The following is a 19,838-nucleotide window of genomic DNA, read 5'->3' as shown; positions in this document are numbered from 1 at the left end:
GAAGGGTCTGCGACCATGGAGTACTTCTGCTACCACCGAGACCGGCCAAGCTCCCTCGCATTGCGCGAGGAACTGCTGGAGGAGCACTGGTCCTACATGGACCGCTACACGAAGCAGCTGATCGCCCGCGGCCCAACCTTCACCGACGACGGCGAAACCCTCACCGGGAGCATGCATATCGTCGACCTGCCCGACCCAGCCGCCGCCCGCACATTCGCCTTCGACGAGCCCAACTACCAGGCCGGCGCATACCGGGACGTACTGCTGCGCCGATGGCGCAACCTGCTGGGGCGCACCATGTGGGACTTTCCCGGCGGCCGAAGCGGCGGCAACCGGTACCTGGTGCTCGGCCTCGGCGAAGGCCCGGCCGCAGACCTCACCCCACCGCCCGACCAGAACGAACTGATCGCCTACGGACCGCTGCTGTCCGACGACGGCGACACATGGCTCGGCACCGCCGCACTGCTCCGGGCCCCGAACCCGGACACGGCACGCGCCCTCCTGACCCCGGACCGGTACGCGGCCATCGAGGTCCACGCCTGGGAGTTCGGCGGGCGCCGATGAACCACGAAGGCACCGGGCCGATGCCATCTCCGGAGCACAGCGACCTGGGACAGGAGCGGTGACGGTGGCGATGCGGACGGTTCCATTGGTGGGCGGGCCGGTGGAGTTACGGGGTGCGCTGGACCTGGAGACCACAGCGGCAGGGGTGATGCCGCGCCGGTTGCCCGCGTGGACCAAGGAGCAGTACCAGGACCCGTCGGTCTACGGGGTGACCGTGATGCCTTCAGGGGTGCGGCTGGTGTTCCGCACCGACGCGCGCGCATTGGAGTTCGAGCTACTCACCTCCACCGGCCAACTCGCCGCCGACCCCCGCCCCCGCCCTACCGGGATGCTGGAGCTGCTGGTGGACGGTGCCCTGGCCGGGCGCCAGCAGGCGCCGGTGGGCAACGTACTGCGGATGGCAGGCCCCGGGACCGTACAGCGACTCGTCCCGGGCAAGCCCGGGACCGTACGGTTCGCTGGACTGCCAGCCGGTATGAAGAACGTCGAGCTGTGGCTCCCGCAGCAGACCCCCACAGAATTGGTGGCGCTGAGCGCCGATGGCGACGTGCTGGCACCGCTGCCGGACGGACGGCGCCGCTGGGTGCACCATGGCAGTTCCATCAGCCACTGCATCGAGGCCGACGGCCCGACCGGGACCTGGCCGGTGGTGGCAGCCGCGCTCGGAGGGGTGGAGGTGATCAACCTCAGTCAGGCGGGCAACGCACTGCTGGATCCCTACGTCGCCCGGACGATCCGCGACACGCCCGCCGACCTGATCAGCCTGAAGGTGGGCATCAACATCGTGAGCCTTTCCGCCTTCCGGCTGCGGACGTTCGGACCGGCGGTACACGGATTCCTGGACACGATCCGGGACGGTCACCCAGACACCCCGCTGCTGTTGATCTCCCCGGTGAGCTGTCCGGCCCTTGAGCAGGTGCCCGGCCCGACCGAGACCGGACCGGACGGGAGGATCGCTGCCCTGGGCGACCCGGCCGATGTGGCCGGCGGCGCACTGTCGCTGACGGTGGTCCGTGCCGAGCTGGCCCGGATCGCTGCGGCACGACAGGCGTCTGATCCCCACCTCCACCATCTCGACGGACGAGCGCTGATCGGACCGGACGAGGTAGACGACCTGCCCGACGGCCTTCACCCTACCGCCGCCGCGTACCGCCGAATGGGTGAGCGCTTCGCTGCCCACGCCTTCGCGACCGACGGTCCCTTCTGCTGAGCTGTTCCTGACCCCCGGTGTCGAAATGCGCTTCGAACTGGGCCGCCGGCCTGGGCATTCGCCGGACGGCAGGCACCGCGAGGAGGCCGGCGGCCAGGGGGCGTTCGCCAACTGGCGCCGCTGCGCGAGCTTCTGCCGCCACTCCGGTGCGCAGGGGGCGCCTGGCTGCGGGCTGCACTTCGATCGCGATGGAACAGGATCGGGTGCGAGTGGGGTAGCCCGCACTGGGCTGGACGGAGAGGCGCCTATGCGCCGCCCCGAGGGTCGTCGCCGTCGTCGTCTTGTTGGAACTGGCGCCACTCTTCGAGCGTCGGCGTCAGCAGGGTGCCGATCAGGTCTCCGATCCACATCCCCCAACCGAATCGACGACTGCCCCTTCGACAAGGCACCGCACGTGGCCGGCGCACGGTGGGTACTGCCCCGCCTCGTCGGCGAGGTCTGCTACGCGACCAGAACCCGAGCGGGAATGCCGCGACACCCTCCATGGCACCAGGGACACCAGCGAGCGCGCGAGGAGCGTATCGGGATGCCAGCAGCCCAACTTCCAGGTGAGGTAGGCGACATCCCGGTGCACGTCCGGCCAGTCCTGCGACGTCGGCTGCCACCAGCTCCGGAAGCGCCGACCGGCTCGCCAGGTACCGAAGGTACGCCGCGACCGGCTCATGCCCCGCCGCCACAGCCACCGCCGCACGAACTTGCCGCGCCGACACCGCCGTCGTTGGCCCAGCCGGAGGTAGCGGCGGAGCCCGTACCGGCAACCCGCTCCGGTTCAAGGACGCGAACGCCCGCCTCGGCGACGCAGCGCTCGCACAGCGCCCCGAACTCGGGCCACTGCTCCGGTCCCCTCCGCCCGTCCGCCACACCGAGCCAGACCGCCACCGGCACATGCACGGCCAGGGCGATCACGAACCAGAGCCCGTCCGAGCCCGGCTGGCGGGCGTAGAAACCGATGCCGAGGACGAGGACGGCGAGCAGACCGCACACCGCGGCCCACCCTTCCCTTGCGCCGGGCACGTCGCGCGTCCGACGAACGGGGAGGTTGCGCCGTGCTGTCCGCCGCAACTGGGAGCGGAAGGCCGGGAAGCGGGACGATGCTCTCGCCTCCTCCAGAGAGCCGCTCCCTCCGGCGTCGTCAACGGCCGTCTGCAGTGACGCCAGCAGGGGGTGCGTTTCCGGTCCTGCTTCCGGGATCGCCCGGCGCCGGCCGCGGAAGGAGCGGGGCCCGGCGGAGAGCAGCAGCATCCCGGCCTGTGTCGCGGCCCGCTCTCCCTCAAGGTGATACATGGCGAGAACGGGCTTCGCGTCACCGGTCTCGAAGAAGCGTCCGATAGCCTGCCGGTCGCGCCGGAGCACGTACCGGAGACGGAGCAGCGAGAACGCCATGAACGTCGTGAAGGCGCCCACCCAGACCGCCGCGAAGGCCCAGAAGGTCGGTAAGTCTGTCAAAAAGCCTGGCATCCGTTGCCCCCGCTGTCCCTCACCGATCCATCCGGTCCTCAGGGTTGCCGAGCGAGCGGTGTCCCTGGCTTCCAGAGTGGCAGGAACGACTCCCGCCGCACAGATGCCCGCCAGATCCGCTTACGGTCAGCCGCGCACGTGCGACCAGGTCCTGGCCTCCGTGCACAACAAGGCGTTCGCCCGCCGTACCGCTTCGTGAACAACAACGACATCGTCGCCCATCTGCTTTCCGAGCCGGCCTGCCACCACGTCGACGCCCGGGGACCGGGCAGCAGCTCGCCGGCGGTGGGAGCACGCGCCGGCAGCTGAGCGGTGTAGTCATCCACGACCCCCTCGACGAGGCGCAGTTCCCCGCACAGGCGGTCGTCCTGGGGGTGGGCGTCCACGAACCGGACGACGTGGTCCGCCTCCTGTACGACCTCGGCTGCAAGAGGGCGGCGGCGCTCGTCGTACGGTCACACTTCACTGCGACCGTGGAAATCCGGCGGGCCGCCGACGAGTCCGGCGTCGCACTGCTCGGACTCGCCCGCAAAGCCTCCTGGGCGCAGGTCGCCGCCATGCTCCGCACTCTGCTCGTCGAGGGAGACATCGGAGACATCTCACCGCAGACGCTGGGCGGCATGCTGTCGGGCGACCTATTCGCGCTGGCCAACGCCGTGGCCGCGCTGCTGGACGCGCCGGTCACCATCGAGGACCGCAGCTCACGGGTGCTCGCCTTCTCCGGCCGCCAGGACGAGGCCGACCAGTCCCGCGTGGAGACGATCCTGGGCCGCCGGGTACCGGAGGGCTTCACCCTCGGCCTGGCGCGCAACGGCGTCTTCGAGCGACTCCATCGCGGCCATGCGCCCGTTTACGTCGATCCGCTCCACGACGAGACGATGACCGTTCCCCGCGTGGCGCTGGCGGTGCGGGCCGGAGACGAGATCCTCGGCTCGATCTGGGCGGCGGTGACCGGGCCCTTGTCCCAAGAGCGCACGCAGGCGCTGATCGACGCCAGCAAGGTCGTCGCGCTCCACATGTTGCGTCTGCGTGCGGGCGCCGATGTCGAACGCCGCCTGCGCGCCGACCTGGTGAGCACCACGCTCGAAGGCGGCGCGGGGGCACCGGAGGCGATTGCGCGGCTCGGGCTGGTGGGGCAGCCCGCAATCGTGCTGGCCCTGGGTCTGTTCGGCGGTTCGGACGCCGATCCGTCGACGGAGAACGGTCCGCGCCGGGTCGCGGATCGCCAGCGGGTCGCGGACGCGCTTGCCATGCACCTGAGTGCGGTCCAGACGCGTTCGGCCGTGGCGCTGGTGGGCGACGTGACCTACGGCATCGTGCCGATGCCGGGGAGCCGGGCGGACTGCCTGGAGCGGTCGATCCGCGTTGCGTCGACCTTCTTGGAGCGCACCGGGCAGCGCGTGGATGCGGCGATCGGAATCGGCCCTCTCGCACTCGACGGCTCCGGACTCAGCAGCTCGCGCGACGGCGCGGACCGGGCGCTGCGGGTGCTGCTCGCCAACGGGGGCGCCCGGCGGGTGGCCACGGCGGAGGACGTCCACGTCGACGCGCTCATGCTGGACCTCGCCGATCTGGCCGCCGCGCGCGGTGACGTGGCGACCGGGCCGGTCGCCCGTCTGCTCAACTATGACGCCCGGCACCAGTCGCAGCTCGTCCACACGCTGTCGTGCTGGCTGGACGCGTTCGGTGACGTGGGTGCCGCGTCCGCCATGGCGTACGTGCACCCCAACACCTTCCAGTAGCGACTGCGCCGGGTCGCAGAGGTCGGTGAGATCAACCTCGACGACCCTGGCGCGCGGTTCGCGGCAATGCTGCAACTCCGGCTCCACCCGCCCGGCACCATGAGGAGAAGCACCGCAACGAGTCAACATTCGTCCGCACCGCTCGAACACCACCTGAAGATTCGTGGAACTCCACGAATCGGCTGCGCCACCTGATGTCCAGGATGAGCCGTCAACCCCGACGCAGCCGTACGGAGGTAACCATGACCGCAGTGGTCACCGAGGACACCTGGACATCTGAGCGGATCAACCGGACAGCGACGATCACGATGGTGGTCATGCTGTGCGCCTGGTCGATCGACTACATCGACCGGTTCTCCATCAGCATGGCTCTGCCGTCGATCGGAGAGGAGTTCCACCTCGGCAAGACCGCGCAGGGCTCGTTGGTCACCGTCTTCGCGCTGGTCTACATGATCTGCCAGATACCGGCTGGCTACCTGGCCGATCGGTATGGCTCTCGCAAACCGATGCTGATCACGCTCGTGCTGTGGTCGTTGTTCACCGCTTTGACCGGGATGGCCGGCACCTTCGGTCTGCTCCTGCTGTTCCGTGGCCTGTTCGGTGCTTGTCAGGGCGCGTTCCCGGCGGCGTCGTTCAAAGCCATCGCGGAACGGACGACACCGGAGAGACGGGGGACCGCCACGAGCGTGATGTTGTCCGCCAGCGGGATCGCCGGCCTTGCACCCCTGCTCGTCGCCCCCCTGCTGACAGCCATAGGCTGGCGGCACACCTTCCTCTGGATGGCGGGTTGTGGCGCGGCCATCGGCATCGGGCTGTGGGCGCTCCTGCCCAAGGCGTTGCCGGACCGGCTCAGCCGGCTGCCGCAGGCGGCGGTGACGATGCCCGAAGTCTCGCGTGCCCAAGTGCTGAAGTCCCCGGGCGTGTGGAAGTTCGCGGTGCTGTTCTGCGCGATGAACATGCTCAGCTACGGCCTGGTCACCTGGGTGCCCAGCTATCTGCTCGAGGCCAGACACCTGTCGCTGAACGAGACCGGCGTGCTGTCGGCGATCCCGAGTCTGGTGGGCTTCGCGACGACCATCTTCGGCGGCTGGCTGTTCGACCGGTACTTCCATGACAAGGCCAGGTGGTACCTGGTGTCCATCGCGACGGTGACCTCGGTCCTGCTCGTCCTGATGGTGTCGGCGGGCAGCGCGGCGACATTCACGGTCTACGAGACGTTGGCCGTCGGAGTGTTCGGGATGGCGACGATGTGCGTCTTCGGCCTTCCGCTGCGGGTGCTTCCCACGGCGGTGGCCGGACTCGGTTCCGGGATGACGAACTTCGGAGGCCAGGTCGCCGGCGTCATCGCGCCGCTGGCGATGGGCTGGCTGGCGGACGCGTTCTCCTACACCGCGGCGTTCGGCTTCCTCATCGGCACCACGCTGCTCACCGCGGTGATCGCGTTCTGGGTCCCACAGCGCGCCGAACAGTTCAACTTCCCGTCGACCGGCACCAAGTAGTCGGCCGGCGCACCAGCAGACAGATCCGGTGCGGACAGAAAGTCCGCACCGGACAGACAGAAGGGATCACCCCATGGTCACCGAATCGGAACTGGTCGCGACAATCACCGCCCGGGCGGCGGAAGTCGGCGTCCAGGTCTGGCTGCACGCGGCCGATCTGAACGGCCCGCGACAGGTGGGCATCGACGCCGAGGAGCCGGTGGTCACCGCGTCCGTGTTCAAGGTTCCCGTAGCAGTGGAACTTGCCCGGCAGGCGGCCGACGGTGAATTCGACCTCGCCGAGCGGATCGCGGTGGCACCGGGACATCCGACCGCCAGCCCGTACGGCCTTGCGACGTTCCGCCACGACGTCACAATGTCCTGGTACGACCTGGCCGTCCTGATGATCGGCATCAGCGACAACGTCGCCACAGACCTGATCCTCGGGAAGGTGGGAAAGGCCGCGGTCGCCAGGACGCTGCGGCGGCTCGGCCTCCCGCACACGGCCGTCCCGCACGACTGCGGGGAGCTGTTGCGCACGATCGGCGAGGACCTCGGGATCGACTACCAGGACGACGAACGGATCCTGGCCGCGTTGCCGGCCGAACAACTCGCCAGGCTGCGTGCGTTGACACCCGAAGAGACCTGCCGGACCACCGCCGCGGAAAGCACTCGGTTGCTGGGCCTGATCTGGCGTGATGAGGCAGCGCCCGCGGCGGCGTGCGCCGACGTCCGGCGCTGGCTGGAACTGCAGGTGTGGCCGCACCGGCTGCGCTCCGGCTTCGCGGACGACGACGTCAGGATCAGCGGCAAGACCGGAACGCTGCCCTCGCTGCGCAACGAGATCGGCGTGGTGGAGTACCCGGACGGCGGCCGGTACGCAGTCGGTGTCTTCACCAGGGCTGTCGATGCCCGATCGAGAGTTCCCGAGCGTGACGCCTTCATCGGGTTCGCCGCCGCCCAGGCGGTGGACTGGCTTCGGCGGTAACCCGTACCGGAGGCCGGGGCCACCGCCGCCGGCGGACCGGTCGAGGCGTTCAGATTCGTGTACCCGGATGGATCTGCCTCCCCGGATTCGTCGCGTGAGACGAACGGACCGTCCGGCAAAGCTCCTAGGGTCGCCAGCAGCGAGGCTAGGAGGCGAAGCATGCGGACACTATTGCGGGGCGGTCGCGTCATCGACCCGGCTACGGGCTTTGACGGCACGGCTGACGTGCTGGTCTCCGACGACGAGGTCATCGCCGTCGGACCAGGGCTGCCGACTGCCGACGACCAGGTCGACATTGATGTCGCGGGGTACATCGTCGGACCCGGGTTCATCGATCTGCACAGCCACGTGCACTCCATCGCGGGCCAGCGGCTGCAGGCGATGGACGGCGTCACGACGGCGCTCGACCTGGAAGCCGGGATGATGCCCGTCGAACGGGCCTACGCCGAGGCGGCCGCGGCGGGACGCCCGCTGCACTACGGCTTCTCGGCCTCCTGGGGTTCAGCGCGGGCCAAGGTGCTCGCCGGCATCGAACCGGACGCGAACATCAACACCGGACTCGCCGTGCTCGGCAATCCGGCCTGGCAGCGGACCTCGTCGAAGGCCGAACTGGCCGCCTGGCTGTCCCTTGTGGAGGGTGAGCTGGCGGCGGGCGCGCTGGGCGTCGGCGTGCTGCTCGGGTACGCCCCGGCCAGCGATCCGGCCGAGTTCCTGGCGTTGGCGAAGCTGGCCAAGCAGGCCGAAGCGCCCACGTACACGCATGTCCGCGAGCTGGTCGAGATGGACCCGGCCACGCCGGTCGACGGGTCGCAGGAGATCGCGATCGTCGCGGCCGAGACCGGTGCCGCGATGCACCACTGTCACGTCAACAGCACGTCCGGACGGCACGTCGACCGGGTGCTCGCCACGCTGGAATCGAGCCGTTCCGCCGGGTCGCGGGTGACGGTCGAGGCCTATCCCTACGGTGCGGGCAGCACCGGCATCGGCGCGGCCTTCCTTTCGCCCGAACGGCTCAAGATGAAGGGCCTCGACCCGACGCGCGTGCTGATGCTGGAGACCGGCGAGCGGATCGCCGACGAGGCCCGGCTGCTGCAGGTCCGCGCCGAGGACCCAGGTGCGCCGTGCATCCTCGAGTTCCTCGACGAGGAGAAACCGAAGGACCGGGCCCTGCTGCACCAGACGCTCGCCTTCCCGGATTCGATCGTCGCGAGCGACGCCATGCCGGTGTACTGGCGAAACGCCGGCAACGAATCCACCCAATGGCCGCTGCCCCCTGGGGGTACGACGCACCCGCGCACGGCGGGCACGTTCTCCAAGTCGCTGCGGCTGATGGTGCGCGAGGCCGGGGTCTGGACCTGGCTGGAGGCGTTCCGGCGCTGCTCCTACTTGCCCGCGCGGGTGCTCGACGAGGTCGCGCCCGGCGCGCGGACCAAGGGCAGGCTGAACGTCGGCGCGGACGCGGACATCGTCGTACTCGACCCCGCCACCATCACCGACACGGCCACGTACTTCGATTCGACCCGGCCCTCGGTCGGCGTCCGGCACCTGTTCGTCGCGGGAACCCCGGTGGTCCGCGACGGGCAGCTGCTCACCGACGCGTACCCTGGCCGGCCGCTGCGGGGGGAGCCACGATGACGGAATTCAGCTTGGAAGCTTTGCTCACCGACATCGAGATGTTGGTGTGCTGCGAATCCCCGTCGTCCGACCTCGACGCGGTGGCGCACAGCGCTGAGGTGCTGGCGGACCTCGGCAAGGCGTTGCTCGGCGTGGAGCCGGAGCGGATCGTCCTCGACGGCCGGACGCATCTGCGCTGGCGGTTCGGCGACGGCCCGGCACGCGTGCTGCTGCTCGGCCACCACGACACCGTCTGGCCGATGGGTTCCCTGGAAACGCACCCGTTTTCCGTGGCAGACGGGGTCTTGCGGGGGCCGGGCTGCTTCGACATGAAGGCGGGCGTCGTGATGGCGCTGCATGCGGCCGCGGCATTGCCGCACCGGGCCGGATTGTCCATCTTGGTCACTGGCGACGAGGAGCTGGGCTCCCCGTCGTCGCGAGCGCTGATCGAGGAAGAGGCGCGCGGCTGCGAGGCGACGTTCGTGCTGGAGGCTTCGGCGGACGGCGGCGCGATCAAGACCCGGCGCAAAGGCGTTTCCCACTACCGGATCGAGGTGACCGGCCGCGCCGCGCACGCCGGGCTCGAACCGGAGAAGGGGATCAATGCCGGGATCGAGATCGCGCACCAGGTGCTCGCGGTCGCCGCGCTCGCCGATCCGGAGTGCGGGACCAGCGTGGTGCCGACCGTGCTTTCGGCTGGCACGACGGTCAATACCGTGCCAGCGGCGGCCGTGGTCGACGTCGACGTGCGGGTGTGGGACGAGGAGGAACAGCTCCGCGTCGACCGGGCGGTGCGGGCGTTGCAGCCCGTGCTGGCGGACGCACAGGTGCGGATCAGCGGCGGGATCAACCGTCCGCCGCTGGACGCCGCCTCTTCGGCCGCGTTGTTCGGGCTGGCGCGGGAATTGTCCGCGGAAATGGGTCTGCGAAAACCGACCGAGGCGGCCGTCGGCGGTGCTTCGGACGGCAACTACACCGCGGGTCTGGGAGTGCCGACTCTCGACGGTCTCGGCGCGGTCGGCGGCGGGGCGCACTCGGATCACGAACATGTCCTGATCGAAGAATTGCCGTGGCGGACCACATTGCTGTTCGCGCTGGTGGAAAACGTGTTGGCGAAGGGGAGTCCGTCGATTCCGGTGAATCCGGCGGACAATTCTGGTCGAGCCCGACGGTGACTCTCCAGGGCGAGCGGGGAAAGGATCATCCCGTGACAAATCTTGCGATGAACACGGAACGGCCGGTCCCATCGGAGACCTGCGACGAGGCGGTCGCGGCCGCGCGGGCGGCGGCCGCCGCGTCGGGGGTCGAGGTACGGGAGATCACCGAGATCGCCGAACTGGCCACGGTCGGAGTGCTCTTCGAGACGATCTGGCGGTCGGCCCGGCCGGTGACCACGGAGCTGCTGCGCGCGTTGTCGGCAGCCGGGAATTACGTGGCCGGCGCGTTTGCCGGCGGCGAGCTGCTCGGCGCGTGCGTCGGATTTTTCGGCAATCCCGGAAAGGGCAGTCTGCACAGTCACATCGCCGGAGTCGCCAAGGCCGGTGCGGGCCGTGGAATCGGGTATGCGCTGAAATTGCACCAGCGCGGCTGGGCATTGTCGCAGGACGTCTCGGGGATCAAGTGGACGTTCGATCCACTGGTGCGCCGCAACGCCTATTTCAACCTCGGCAAACTCGGTGCGCTCCCGGTGCTGTACCTGCGCGACTTCTACGGCCCGATGGCGGACGGCATCAACGGTTCGGGCGACACCGACCGGCTGATGGTGTCCTGGGACCTGGCCGGCACGGCAGTGCGGGCCGCCGCGTTCGGCGAGCCCGTCCGGACCGACGCGAAATCCCTGCTCGAGCGGGGCGCTGCCGTGGCGCTCTCGGTGGACGCCAACGGCGGCCCGGCGACGGGCTCAGCAGATGCCCCGGTGGTGGTCGTCGCCGTCCCGGCCGACATCGAAGGCCTGCGCGGCACCGACCCCGGCAAAGCAGCCGATTGGCGGGCCGCGCTGCGCGAAACGCTCGGCGGACTGATGTCCGCGGGGGGCCGGGTGACCGGCTTCGACCGGGCCGGCTTTTACGTGATTTCCAAGGAGGAGCAGTGAAACTCAGCGGTGTGGAACTGCGCCGGGTGCAGATGCCGCTCGTCGCCCCGTTCCGGACTTCGTTCGGCACCCAGTCCGTGCGCGAACTCCTGCTGCTGCGGGCGGTGACGCCGGCGGGCGAGGGCTGGGGCGAGTGCGTGACGATGGCCGGCCCGCTGTACTCGTCGGAGTACAACGACGGCGCCGAGCACGTGCTGCGCCACTACCTCGTCCCGGCGCTGCTGGCCGCAAAGGACGTGACCGCGGCGAAGGTGACGCCGCTGCTGGCCCAGTTCAAGGGCCACCGGATGGCGAAGGGCGCGCTGGAGATGGCGGTGCTCGACGCCGAACTCCGCGCGAGCGAGCGATCCTTCGCGGCCGAGCTGGGGTCGGTCCGGGATACCGTGCCGTGCGGTGTTTCGGTCGGGATCATGGACACGATCCCGCAGTTGCTCGACGTCGTGGGCGGGTACCTGGACGACGGCTACGTGCGGATCAAGCTGAAGATCGAACCGGGCTGGGACGTCGAGCCGGTGCGCGCGGTCCGCGAACGCTTCGGCGAGGACGTGTTGCTGCAGGTGGATGCCAACACCGCCTACACCCTGGGCGATGCGCCGCAGCTGGCCCGCCTCGATCCGTTCGGCCTGTTGCTGATCGAGCAGCCACTGGAAGAGGAGGACGTCCTCGGCCACGCCGAACTGGCGCGCCGGATCAAGACGCCGATCTGCCTGGACGAATCGATCGTGTCGGCGCGCGCGGCGGCGGACGCGATCAAGCTGGGCGCAGTCCAGATCGTAAACATCAAGCCGGGTCGGGTCGGCGGTTACCTCGAAGCGCGGCGGGTGCACGACGTGTGCGCGGCGCACGCGGTTCCGGTGTGGTGCGGCGGGATGATCGAGACCGGCCTCGGCCGGGCGGCGAACGTCGCGCTGGCCTCGCTGCCGGGCTTCACGCTTCCCGGGGACACCTCCGCGTCCGACCGGTTCTACCAGACCGACATCACCGAGCCGTTCGTGCTGTCCGACGGGCACCTGCCGGTGCCGACCGGTCCGGGCCTCGGCGTGGCGCCGATTCCGGAGCTGCTCGACGAGGTGACCACCGCGAAGGTGTGGATCGGTTCGTAGCCTGGCACGAATTCCGGGGATAGATTCGGCCGAATCGAACCACCCGGTTCGACCCAGGCCGGATCTACCTTCGGGGAGTGCTGACACCCGTGCCGAGCAAGCCGAACACGAGTCTGGGTCGCGTCCTCGAAGCCCTCGGGGACGTGCTCCTCGAGCCAGTCGCCGTCGGGCCGGACACCCGGCGGCAACTCGGCGGCGTGGTGATCCACGATCCGCACGACGACGCCGAGTTCCCCGCCAAGGCGGTCGTCCTCGGGGTCGGCGTGCGCGAACCCGACGAGATCGCGAAGCTTCTGCGCACCATCGGCGAACGAGGGGCCGCCGCGCTGGTCGTGCGGTCGCCGGTCTCCGCGTCGACGGAACTGGTGCGGGCGGCCAACTCCACCGGGGTCGCGCTGCTCGGGCTGGCCAGCGGTGCGTCGTGGACGCAGCTCGCCGCGATGCTCCGCACATTGCTCGCCGAGGGCGACGTCGGCGATGTTTCCCCGCAGACGCTCGGCGGAATGCCGTCCGGCGATCTGTTCGCGCTCGCCAACGCGATCGCCGCGCTGCTGAACGCGCCGGTCACCATCGAGGACCGCAACTCGCGCGTGCTCGCGTTCTCCGGCCGCCAGGACGAGGCCGATCCTTCCCGCGTCGAAACGATTCTCGGCCGTCAGGTGCCCGAACGGTTCACCCGCGAACTGGAGAAGGAAGGCGTTTTCGAACGCCTTTACCGGGACCACGGGCCGGTTTACGTCTACCCGGACGGCTACGACGAGAACATCGCCATGCCTCGGGTCGCGGTCGCGGTCCGAGCCGGCGACGAGGTCCTCGGCTCGATCTGGGCCGCAGTCGACAACGAGCTCAGCGAAGAACGTACCGCGGCGATGGTCGACAGCTCGAAGATCGTTGCACTGCATATGCTTCGGCTGCGCGCGGGTGCCGATGTCGAGCGCCGGTTGCGGGCCGATCTGGTGAGCACCGCGCTCGAAGGCGGCTCCGGCGCGCCGGAAGCCATCGCGCGTCTCGGGTTGCTGGGGCAGCCCACCATCGTGCTCGCCATGGGACTCCTTGAGGTCCCCGACGACGACCTCCGGCTCGTCGCGGAACGCCAGCGAGTCGCCGACGCGTTCGCCATGCACCTCAGCGCCGTCCAGCCCCGGTCGGCGGTAGCGCTTGTCGGCGATGTCGCGTACGGCATCGTCCCGATGCCCGGGAACCACGGCGATTGCCGCGAACGCTCGGTGCGCGTCGCGTCGACCTTCCTGGAACGCACCGGCCGCCGGGGCGCCGCCGTAATCGGCGTCGGACCGCTCGCGCTCGACGGCTCGGGCCTGCGTGCCTCCCGCGACGGTGCCGACCGCGCGTTGCGCGTGTTGCTCACCAACGGCGGCACAAAGCGAGTGATCACCGCCGAGGACGCGCACATCGAAGCGTTGATGCTCGAATTGGCGGACCTTTGCGCGGCACGCGGCTATGGCGCGACCGGGCCGATCGCGCGGCTGCTGGCCTACGACACGAAACACCAATCGCAGCTCGTGCACACGCTGCGGTGCTGGCTCGATTCTTTCGGTGACATCGGCGCCGCGTCGGCCGCCGCGTACGTGCATCCGAGCACATTCCGGTACCGGTTGCGCCGGCTCGCCGAGGTCGGCGGAATCGATCTCGACGACCCGGGAGACCGGTTCGCGGCGATGGTGCAGCTGCATTTGCTGCCGCGGGAGGGGAAAGCCGTTCCGGCTGAAGAGGCCTGAACGCCGTTCGGGTTGAAGAGGTTGACCGCCGTCCCGGTTGCTCCCCGGACGCGTTCCCGGGTCCCCGAGCGCGACGCATTCATCGGTTTCGCCGCGGCGATGGCAGTGGAGTCGCTGCGCACGGCCTGATTCGTCCGGGCGGAGGAACTTTCCCCGCGCTCTCCTCGGTCCGGACGAACAAGTGACGCAGGCCACGGACCTAGCATTCCGGAAACGCCATCCTCACCCGGGCAGAAGGTGCACATGTCGAAAATTTCTGAAATCGAGACTTGGCTCCAGGAGAACTTCGCCGCCCTGCTGGCCGAGCATCAGGTTCCCGGCGCCGCGATCGCGGTGCTCGCCGACGGCGAGGTGATCGACCACGCGGCGGGCGTCCTGAACAAGGCCACCGGGGTACAGTCCACTGTGGACTCGCTGTTCCAGATCGGGTCGATCACCAAGGTGTGGACGACCACCCTGATCATGCAGCTGGTCGACGAGGGCCGCCTCGACCTCGACCGGCCGGTGCGCGACTACCTGCCGGAGTTCGCGCTCGGCGACGACAAGGTCGCGGCCGCGATCACCGTCCGGCAGCTGACCTGCCACACCGCCGGCTTCGAGGGCGACATCTTCACCGACACCGGGCCTGGCGACGACGCGGTGGAGAAGCTCATCGCGACACTGTCCGATGCGCCGCAGCTCTTCCCGCCGGGCGAGCGGTTCTCCTACAACAACGCCGGCTACTGCGTACTCGGCCGCATCATCGAGGTGCTGCGCGGCAAGTGCTGGGACGACTGCGTGCGCGACCACCTCTTCGTGCCGCTCGGCCTGACCCACGCCGCAACTGGTCCCTACGACGCGATCCGCTACCGCGCCGCGATCGGCCACGTCGCCCCGAAGTCGGGCGAGGAACCGGTGCCCGCGCCGATCTGGGCGCTCACCCGCTCGAACGCCCCGGCCGGTTCGACGCTCACGATGCGCCCGCGGGACCTGCTGACCTTCGTCCGAATGCACCTGAACGACGGCAAGGCCGACGACGGCACCCGGCTGCTGTCGCCGGAGTCGCTGGCCGCGATGCGCGAGCCGCAGGTGGAGGTGCCCGCGCTCGGCATCATGGCCGGCCACTGGGGTCTCGGTTGGATGCTCTTCGGCTGGGAGGGCGACGAGGTGATCGGCCACGACGGCGGCACCATCGGCCAGTCGGCTTTCCTGCGCGTGGTGCCGGAGCGCAACGTCGCGGTCGCGTTGCTGACCAACGGCGGGCAGCCGCTGCACGTCTACCGACAGGTCCTCGGCAAGCTGCTTGACGAACTCGCCGGCGTCAAGCTCCCGGCACTGCCGGAGCCGAACCCCGCGGCCGCCCCGGCCGATCTGTCCCGGTACGTGGGCGAATACTCGTCGATGGTCGCCGATACCGTCGTTACCGCGGAAGACGGCAAGCTGTGGATAGAGCGCACCCCGAAGGGGATCTTCGCCGAGCTCGGCGGCGCGCCCCCGGCAAAGGAGGAACTGCTGCCCTACCTCGGCGACTCGTTCGTCGCCAACGTCCCGCAGGTCCCGGGTGTCTATATGGCACACGCGTTCGTCGGCGACGACGGCACGGGCCGCGCCCAGTTCCTCCACACCGGACGCGCCGACCGGCGGAGGTCCCAGTGAGCGAGATCCGCGAACAGATCGAAGCCGTCTTCGCCGAAGCCGGCGCGGAAGGGTTCCTGCACGCTCGCGAAGTTGGCGTGCCGGACGGACCCGACGTGTCGGCGGGTGGCGACGACCCGGTGGTGCTGGCGTCGGTGTTCAAGATTCCGGTGGCCGTCGCCTACGCCCGCGAAGTCGCGGCGGGACGGCTCGACGAGACCGAGCAGACGTTGGTGACCGCGCGGTACCGGATCGGCGGTATCGGCACTGCGGGCTGCGCCGACGACGTCGAGATGAGTTGGCGCGACCTCGCGCACTTCATGCTCACGATGAGCGACAACGCCGCGACCGACCTGGTGTTCCACCGCGTGGGCCAGGAAGCGGTGGACCGGGTGCTGGCCGACCTCGGACTGGTCCGCACCCGGCTGATCGGTTGCTGCGAGGACCTGTTCGCATCCGTCGTGGCGGACCTCGGCGGGAACTCGGGCTCCGACCTCGAAGCGCTGCTGGGCGAGGCCACGCCGGAGCAGATGCTGAAGCTCTCGGTGCGCGACCCGGAACGTACGACGTCGTCGACGCCGCGCGAGATGACGGCGCTGCTCGACGCGATCTGGACCGATCGGGCAGGTGAACCCGAAGCCTGCGAACGGGTCCGCAAGATCATGGCCCAGCAGGTCTGGCCGCACCGGCTGTCGTCCGGATTCCCGTCCGGAGTGCGGATCGCGGCGAAGACCGGGACGCTGCCCGGCGTCCGCAACGAAGCGGGAGTGGTGACCTTGGGGGACGGTCGCCAGTTCGCGGTCGCGGTGTTCACCCGCGCCCACTCCCTCGAAGACCGCCTTCCCGCGGTCGACGCGTCCATCGGCGCCGCCGCCCGGCTGGCTGTCGACCACCTCCACGCGCAGAGCGCGACCCGCTAGGCGTGATCGTGTCAAGCCGTCTGCGTGACTGGCGGGGCGGAGGTGAATGTCACGCAGCATCGCCCACAGCACGTCGACCCGGCGGTGGGCGAGCGCGAGCAACGCCTGGGCGTGGATCGGACACTCGGTGTGTTTCTTGAGGCAGTAGTCCCTCGACGGGCCCGGTCGCATCATTGCGGACTGCGTGGACGTGTGGAACAGCCGGCGCAGGCGCCGGTTGTCACGCTTGGGTCGCTGGTAGTTGCCGGTTCGGCGGCTGTAGTCGCGGGGCACCGGCGCCGGGCCCGCGTGGGAGGCCAGGCGCCGGCGTCGCGGTAGCCGGACAGGTCACCGACGATGTCTGTCCACCGCCCACCGCACCTCGTCGGCCTTCTGCCCGGCGGTGTCGGTCAGCGTCAGGACCTGGGCCTCGTCGTTGATCACCTTCGTCGAGAACAGCGTCTCGCCGTCGGCGTTCACCGCCACCGCCCAGTGGTGGCCCTTGCCGGCGTCGCTGCCGACCCGTATCCGGGTGTGACGCCGGGTCAACCGTGTTGCTCCGTTCCTCCGTGACCAGCACTTCCGCGGCCCGGGGAACCCTGTGCCGACAGGTCCTCGACCGGCGATGCCCGCAGTTCTCCATCAGCAGTCAAAGCGTCCCGGAGGACCGGGCGGCCATTCCCCTGGAGCCATCAACGGCAAACACCCCATCAGCCACACCCGGTCCTCCCGGACCGCCCAACGTTCTTAAGGAAACCCCATGAAAACTGCTCGGCTCACCGCCGCGATGGCGTACGTGGTGGCCTTGACCGTGAGCGCGTGCGGGGGATCAGCGCAATCCGGGCAGGACCCGACCGCGCATCAGAAACTGACCGACGGCAAAACCTTCACCTATGCCATCTCCTCGGATCCGGGAACGCTCGACCCGGCGATCACCGTGCTTTCGATCGCCCGCGGCGTCGACCAGTTCCTCTATGACGGCCTGATCAACCTCGACACGAAGGGGCAGCCGCAGGCGGCGATCGCGGAGAAGTGGGAAGCCTCCACGACCACCGCGTCCTTCACCCTGCGCAAGGGCATCACCTGCGCCGACGGCAGCCCGCTGACCGCGAAGGACGTGGCCGGGAGCATCAACTTCGTCGGCGACCCGGCGAACAAGTCGCCGATCGCGGGCGTCACGGTGAAGGCGGGCACGAAGGCGGTCGCCGACGAGGCCGCGGGCACGGTCAAGGTCACCAGCGGGGGGCCGGACGCGTTCCTGCTCCGCAATCTCGTCAACGTGCCGATCGTCTGCGCGAAGGGGCTGGCCGACCGCAAGACGCTGGCCAAGGGCGAGAACGGCACCGGCATGTTCACTGTGTCCGAGATCGTCCCGAACGACCACTACACGCTGACCCGGCGCAAGGACTACACGTGGGGTCCCGGCCAGTTCGACTCGAAGCAGCCGGGCCTGCCGGACAAGGTGGTCATCCGGGTCATCCCGAACATGACGACGACGTCGAACCTGCTGCTGTCCGGCGAGGTCAACGCCGCCTCGGTCATCGGGCAGGATCAGCAGCGGCTGCGGGCGCAGCGGCTGTTCCACAGCGACCTCACCGTTCCGTTCGGGGAGCTGTTCTTCAATCAGGCGCCCGGCCGGTTCGGCGCCGACCGGGCGATGCGCCGCGCGCTGGTCCAGGCGCTCGACCTCGCCCAGGTCGGGAAGGTGCTGACCCGGGGCAGCAGCGCCCCGGTCAAGGGCATGGTCACCGGCAATCCCCCGCCGTGCGACGGCGATTCGGTCACCGGGAAGGTCCCCGGCTTCGACGTCGCCGCGGCCAAGGCCGCGCTCGACGCGGCAGGCTGGAAGCCGGGGCCGGACGGCATCCGGGTGAAGGACGGGAAGCGCCTCGCCCTCACCGCCGTCTACGGCACGCAGTTGGGCCCGACCATGGCCCCTGGCGCCGAGCTGATGCAGCAGGGCTGGAAGAACGCCGGCATCGACGTCACGCTCAAGGGGGTCGACAGTCCGGGCCTCAGCCAGGCACTGTTCGCCACCGGCGAGTGGGACATCTCGATGGCGCCGCTCGGCCTGACCCTGCCGAGCCAGCTGATCCCGTTCGCTTCCGGCGCAGAGCCCCCGCAGGGCACGAACTTCGCGCACATCAAGAACGCCACGTACGACTCGCTGGTCGCCAAGGCGGCTTCGCAGCCCGGGACAGCGGGCTGCAGGGACTGGCTGTCCGCTGAATCGGCGCTGTTCGAGAGGCAGGACGTCGTGCAGTTCGCGAACTCGGCGATTCCGACCTTCGGGAACAAAGTCCGGTTCGAGATCGCGAACAGCTTCCTGAAGCCGTCCTCCATCCGGATGTACTCGTGATGACCGGCGCGATCGCCGTCGCGGGACCGAAGGTCAACCCCTGGCTGGCTTTCGGCGCCCGCCGCCTCGGGCGGTTCGTCGTGTCGCTGTGGGCGCTGGTGACGATGGCGTTCCTGATGATCCATCTCATCCCGGGTGACCCGGTGCGCGCGGCGCTCGGCCTGACCGCGCCGATCGACCTGGTGAACGCCCGCCGCGCCGCGCTCGGGCTGGACCGTCCGCTGTGGCAGCAGTACCTGGACTACGTCGGCGGGCTGTTCCACGGCGACTTCGGCACGTCGATGCTGAGCGGGCAACCGGTCGGCGACACCATCGCCACCCGGCTGCCCGCGACCTTGCAGCTGGCGTTGCCCGCCTTCGTGGTGGTCGTCGCGCTCGCGATCCCGCTCGGCTTGACCTTCGCCGTGCTGACCCGCGGCGGCCGCCGCCGCGGCAGCGAGCTGGCCTTCACCTCGACGGCCGTGCTGCTCGCCGCGATCCCGGAGTTCCTGGTCGCGGTGGTGCTGGTGGCGTTTTTCGCGGTGCAGCTCGGCTGGTTCCCCGTGGCCGGGCACAACGGCGCGGGCTCGCTGGTTCTCCCGATCGTCGCGCTGGCGCTCGGCCCGACGTCGACGCTCTCCCGGATTGTCCGGGTGGAGACGCTTTCCGTACTGGGCAACGATTTCATCCGCACCGCGCGAGCGAAGCGGCTGCCTGCCCGGCTGGTCTACCTGCGGCACGCGCTGCCGAGCGCGCTCACCGCGACGCTGACGCTCGGCGGGCTCATGCTCACCACCATGGTCGCGGGCACCGTGCTGGTGGAGAACGTCTTCGCCTGGCCGGGCCTCGGCTCGACGATCTCGCAGTCCATCCTGCAGAAGGACTACCCGCTGGTGCAGGGGATCGTGCTCGTGTACGGCATCGGCGTGCTGCTGGTGAACCTCGTGGTGGACCTGCTGCTGGCCGTCCTCGATCCGCGTTCGACGATCCGGGAGAACTGAG

At 69.6% G+C, this 19,838-nt stretch carries 15 protein-coding genes and 2 pseudogenes; 14 read left to right on the top strand and 3 right to left on the bottom strand.

The genetic code is table 11. The features are described from left to right. The first annotated feature begins 15 nt into the window (after positions 1–15). Together OG842_RS42860 and OG842_RS42855 are read left to right on the top strand one after the other, a co-directional pair. Positions 16–564 (top strand): YciI family protein, encoded by a 549-nt coding sequence (locus OG842_RS42860; protein WP_266737432.1) that lies wholly within the window; start codon positions 16–18, stop codon positions 562–564. A 70-nt stretch (positions 565–634) separates the two neighbouring features. Next, positions 635–1,774, top strand: a complete 1,140-nt coding sequence (locus OG842_RS42855) for an SGNH/GDSL hydrolase family protein (protein WP_266738086.1) — start codon at positions 635–637, stop codon at positions 1,772–1,774. 660 nt (positions 1,775–2,434) lie between these two features. On the opposite strand, the gene OG842_RS42845 is transcribed toward OG842_RS42855, so the two are convergent. Next, a complete protein-coding gene (locus OG842_RS42845) occupies positions 2,435–3,220 on the bottom strand; it encodes a hypothetical protein (protein ID WP_266737434.1) in 786 nt (261 codons plus the stop codon). Positions 3,221–3,471: 251 nt separating this feature from the next. On the opposite strand from OG842_RS42845, the pseudogene OG842_RS42840 reads away from it, so the two are divergent. The 10 genes and pseudogenes from OG842_RS42840 to OG842_RS42795 form a co-directional block, all read left to right on the top strand. Then, a pseudogene (locus OG842_RS42840) lies at positions 3,472–5,064 on the top strand (PucR family transcriptional regulator); the annotation flags it as partial. A gap of 152 nt (positions 5,065–5,216) precedes the next feature. Next, complete coding sequence (locus tag OG842_RS42835) at positions 5,217–6,473, top strand: MFS transporter (RefSeq protein WP_266737438.1); 1,257 nt, start codon at positions 5,217–5,219, stop codon at positions 6,471–6,473. Positions 6,474–6,546: 73 nt separating this feature from the next. Then, positions 6,547–7,440, top strand: coding sequence for a serine hydrolase (locus OG842_RS42830; RefSeq protein WP_266737440.1), 894 nt, complete (start codon positions 6,547–6,549; stop codon positions 7,438–7,440). Positions 7,441–7,599: 159 nt separating this feature from the next. Continuing rightward, positions 7,600–9,075, top strand: coding sequence for an amidohydrolase family protein (locus OG842_RS42825; protein ID WP_328512729.1), 1,476 nt, complete (start codon positions 7,600–7,602; stop codon positions 9,073–9,075). Next, on the top strand, positions 9,072–10,229 hold the full coding sequence (locus OG842_RS42820; protein ID WP_266737442.1) for a M20 family metallopeptidase: 1,158 nt from the start codon (positions 9,072–9,074) through the stop codon (positions 10,227–10,229). The genes OG842_RS42825 and OG842_RS42820 overlap by 4 nt, the downstream gene beginning before the upstream one ends. 47 nt (positions 10,230–10,276) lie before the next feature. Continuing rightward, a complete protein-coding gene (locus tag OG842_RS42815; RefSeq protein ID WP_328512737.1) occupies positions 10,277–11,146 on the top strand; it encodes a GNAT family N-acetyltransferase in 870 nt (289 codons plus the stop codon). After that, complete coding sequence (menC, locus tag OG842_RS42810) at positions 11,143–12,249, top strand: o-succinylbenzoate synthase (protein ID WP_266737445.1); 1,107 nt, start codon at positions 11,143–11,145, stop codon at positions 12,247–12,249. The genes OG842_RS42815 and menC overlap by 4 nt, the downstream gene beginning before the upstream one ends. A 77-nt stretch (positions 12,250–12,326) precedes the next feature. Further along, positions 12,327–13,985, top strand: a complete 1,659-nt coding sequence (locus OG842_RS42805; protein WP_266737447.1) for a PucR family transcriptional regulator — start codon at positions 12,327–12,329, stop codon at positions 13,983–13,985. 243 nt (positions 13,986–14,228) lie between these two features. Next, positions 14,229–15,620: a serine hydrolase domain-containing protein gene (locus OG842_RS42800; RefSeq protein ID WP_266737449.1), complete on the top strand. Its 1,392-nt coding sequence runs from the start codon at positions 14,229–14,231 to the stop codon at positions 15,618–15,620. Then, complete coding sequence (locus OG842_RS42795; protein ID WP_266737450.1) at positions 15,617–16,519, top strand: serine hydrolase; 903 nt, start codon at positions 15,617–15,619, stop codon at positions 16,517–16,519. Before OG842_RS42800 ends, OG842_RS42795 begins: the two co-directional genes overlap by 4 nt. A gap of 11 nt (positions 16,520–16,530) precedes the next feature. Here the strand turns inward: OG842_RS42795 and OG842_RS42790 are convergent. Both OG842_RS42790 and OG842_RS42785 read right to left on the bottom strand, forming a co-directional pair. Next, positions 16,531–16,822, bottom strand: a pseudogene (locus tag OG842_RS42790) (IS110 family transposase); the annotation flags it as partial. Between the two features lie 24 nt (positions 16,823–16,846). Then, positions 16,847–17,047 (bottom strand): IS110 family transposase, encoded by a 201-nt coding sequence (locus OG842_RS42785; protein ID WP_266737451.1) that lies wholly within the window; start codon positions 17,045–17,047, stop codon positions 16,847–16,849. A gap of 211 nt (positions 17,048–17,258) precedes the next feature. On the opposite strand from OG842_RS42785, the gene OG842_RS42780 reads away from it, so the two are divergent. Both OG842_RS42780 and OG842_RS42775 read left to right on the top strand, forming a co-directional pair. After that, a complete protein-coding gene (locus OG842_RS42780) occupies positions 17,259–18,857 on the top strand; it encodes an ABC transporter substrate-binding protein (RefSeq protein WP_266737452.1) in 1,599 nt (532 codons plus the stop codon). Beyond that, positions 18,857–19,837 carry an ABC transporter permease gene (locus tag OG842_RS42775; protein ID WP_266737453.1) on the top strand — a complete coding sequence of 327 codons (981 nt, stop codon included), beginning with the start codon at positions 18,857–18,859 and terminating at the stop codon, positions 19,835–19,837. Before OG842_RS42780 ends, OG842_RS42775 begins: the two co-directional genes overlap by 1 nt. Position 19,838: the final 1 nt, after the last annotated feature.

Source organism: Streptomyces sp. NBC_00376 (assembly GCF_036077095.1).
Taxonomy (GTDB): Bacteria; Actinomycetota; Actinomycetes; order Streptomycetales; family Streptomycetaceae; genus Streptomyces.
This window is presented reverse-complemented; position numbering and strand designations above follow the sequence as displayed.

What these genes read in the sequence shown, in the direction of transcription:
- OG842_RS42830 (WP_266737440.1), top strand. Translation starts at nt 6,547, where the DNA reads ATGGTCACCGAATCGGAACTGGTCGCGACAATCACCGCCCGGGCGGCG.
- OG842_RS42780 (WP_266737452.1), top strand. Translation starts at nt 17,259, where the DNA reads ATGAAAACTGCTCGGCTCACCGCCGCGATGGCGTACGTGGTGGCCTTG.
- OG842_RS42815 (WP_328512737.1), top strand. Translation starts at nt 10,277, where the DNA reads ATGAACACGGAACGGCCGGTCCCATCGGAGACCTGCGACGAGGCGGTC.
- OG842_RS42825 (WP_328512729.1), top strand. Translation starts at nt 7,600, where the DNA reads ATGCGGACACTATTGCGGGGCGGTCGCGTCATCGACCCGGCTACGGGC.
- OG842_RS42835 (WP_266737438.1), top strand. Translation starts at nt 5,217, where the DNA reads ATGACCGCAGTGGTCACCGAGGACACCTGGACATCTGAGCGGATCAAC.
- OG842_RS42820 (WP_266737442.1), top strand. Translation starts at nt 9,072, where the DNA reads ATGACGGAATTCAGCTTGGAAGCTTTGCTCACCGACATCGAGATGTTG.
- OG842_RS42775 (WP_266737453.1), top strand. Translation starts at nt 18,857, where the DNA reads ATGACCGGCGCGATCGCCGTCGCGGGACCGAAGGTCAACCCCTGGCTG.
- OG842_RS42800 (WP_266737449.1), top strand. Translation starts at nt 14,229, where the DNA reads ATGTCGAAAATTTCTGAAATCGAGACTTGGCTCCAGGAGAACTTCGCC.
- OG842_RS42860 (WP_266737432.1), top strand. Translation starts at nt 16, where the DNA reads ATGGAGTACTTCTGCTACCACCGAGACCGGCCAAGCTCCCTCGCATTG.
- OG842_RS42855 (WP_266738086.1), top strand. Translation starts at nt 635, where the DNA reads ATGCGGACGGTTCCATTGGTGGGCGGGCCGGTGGAGTTACGGGGTGCG.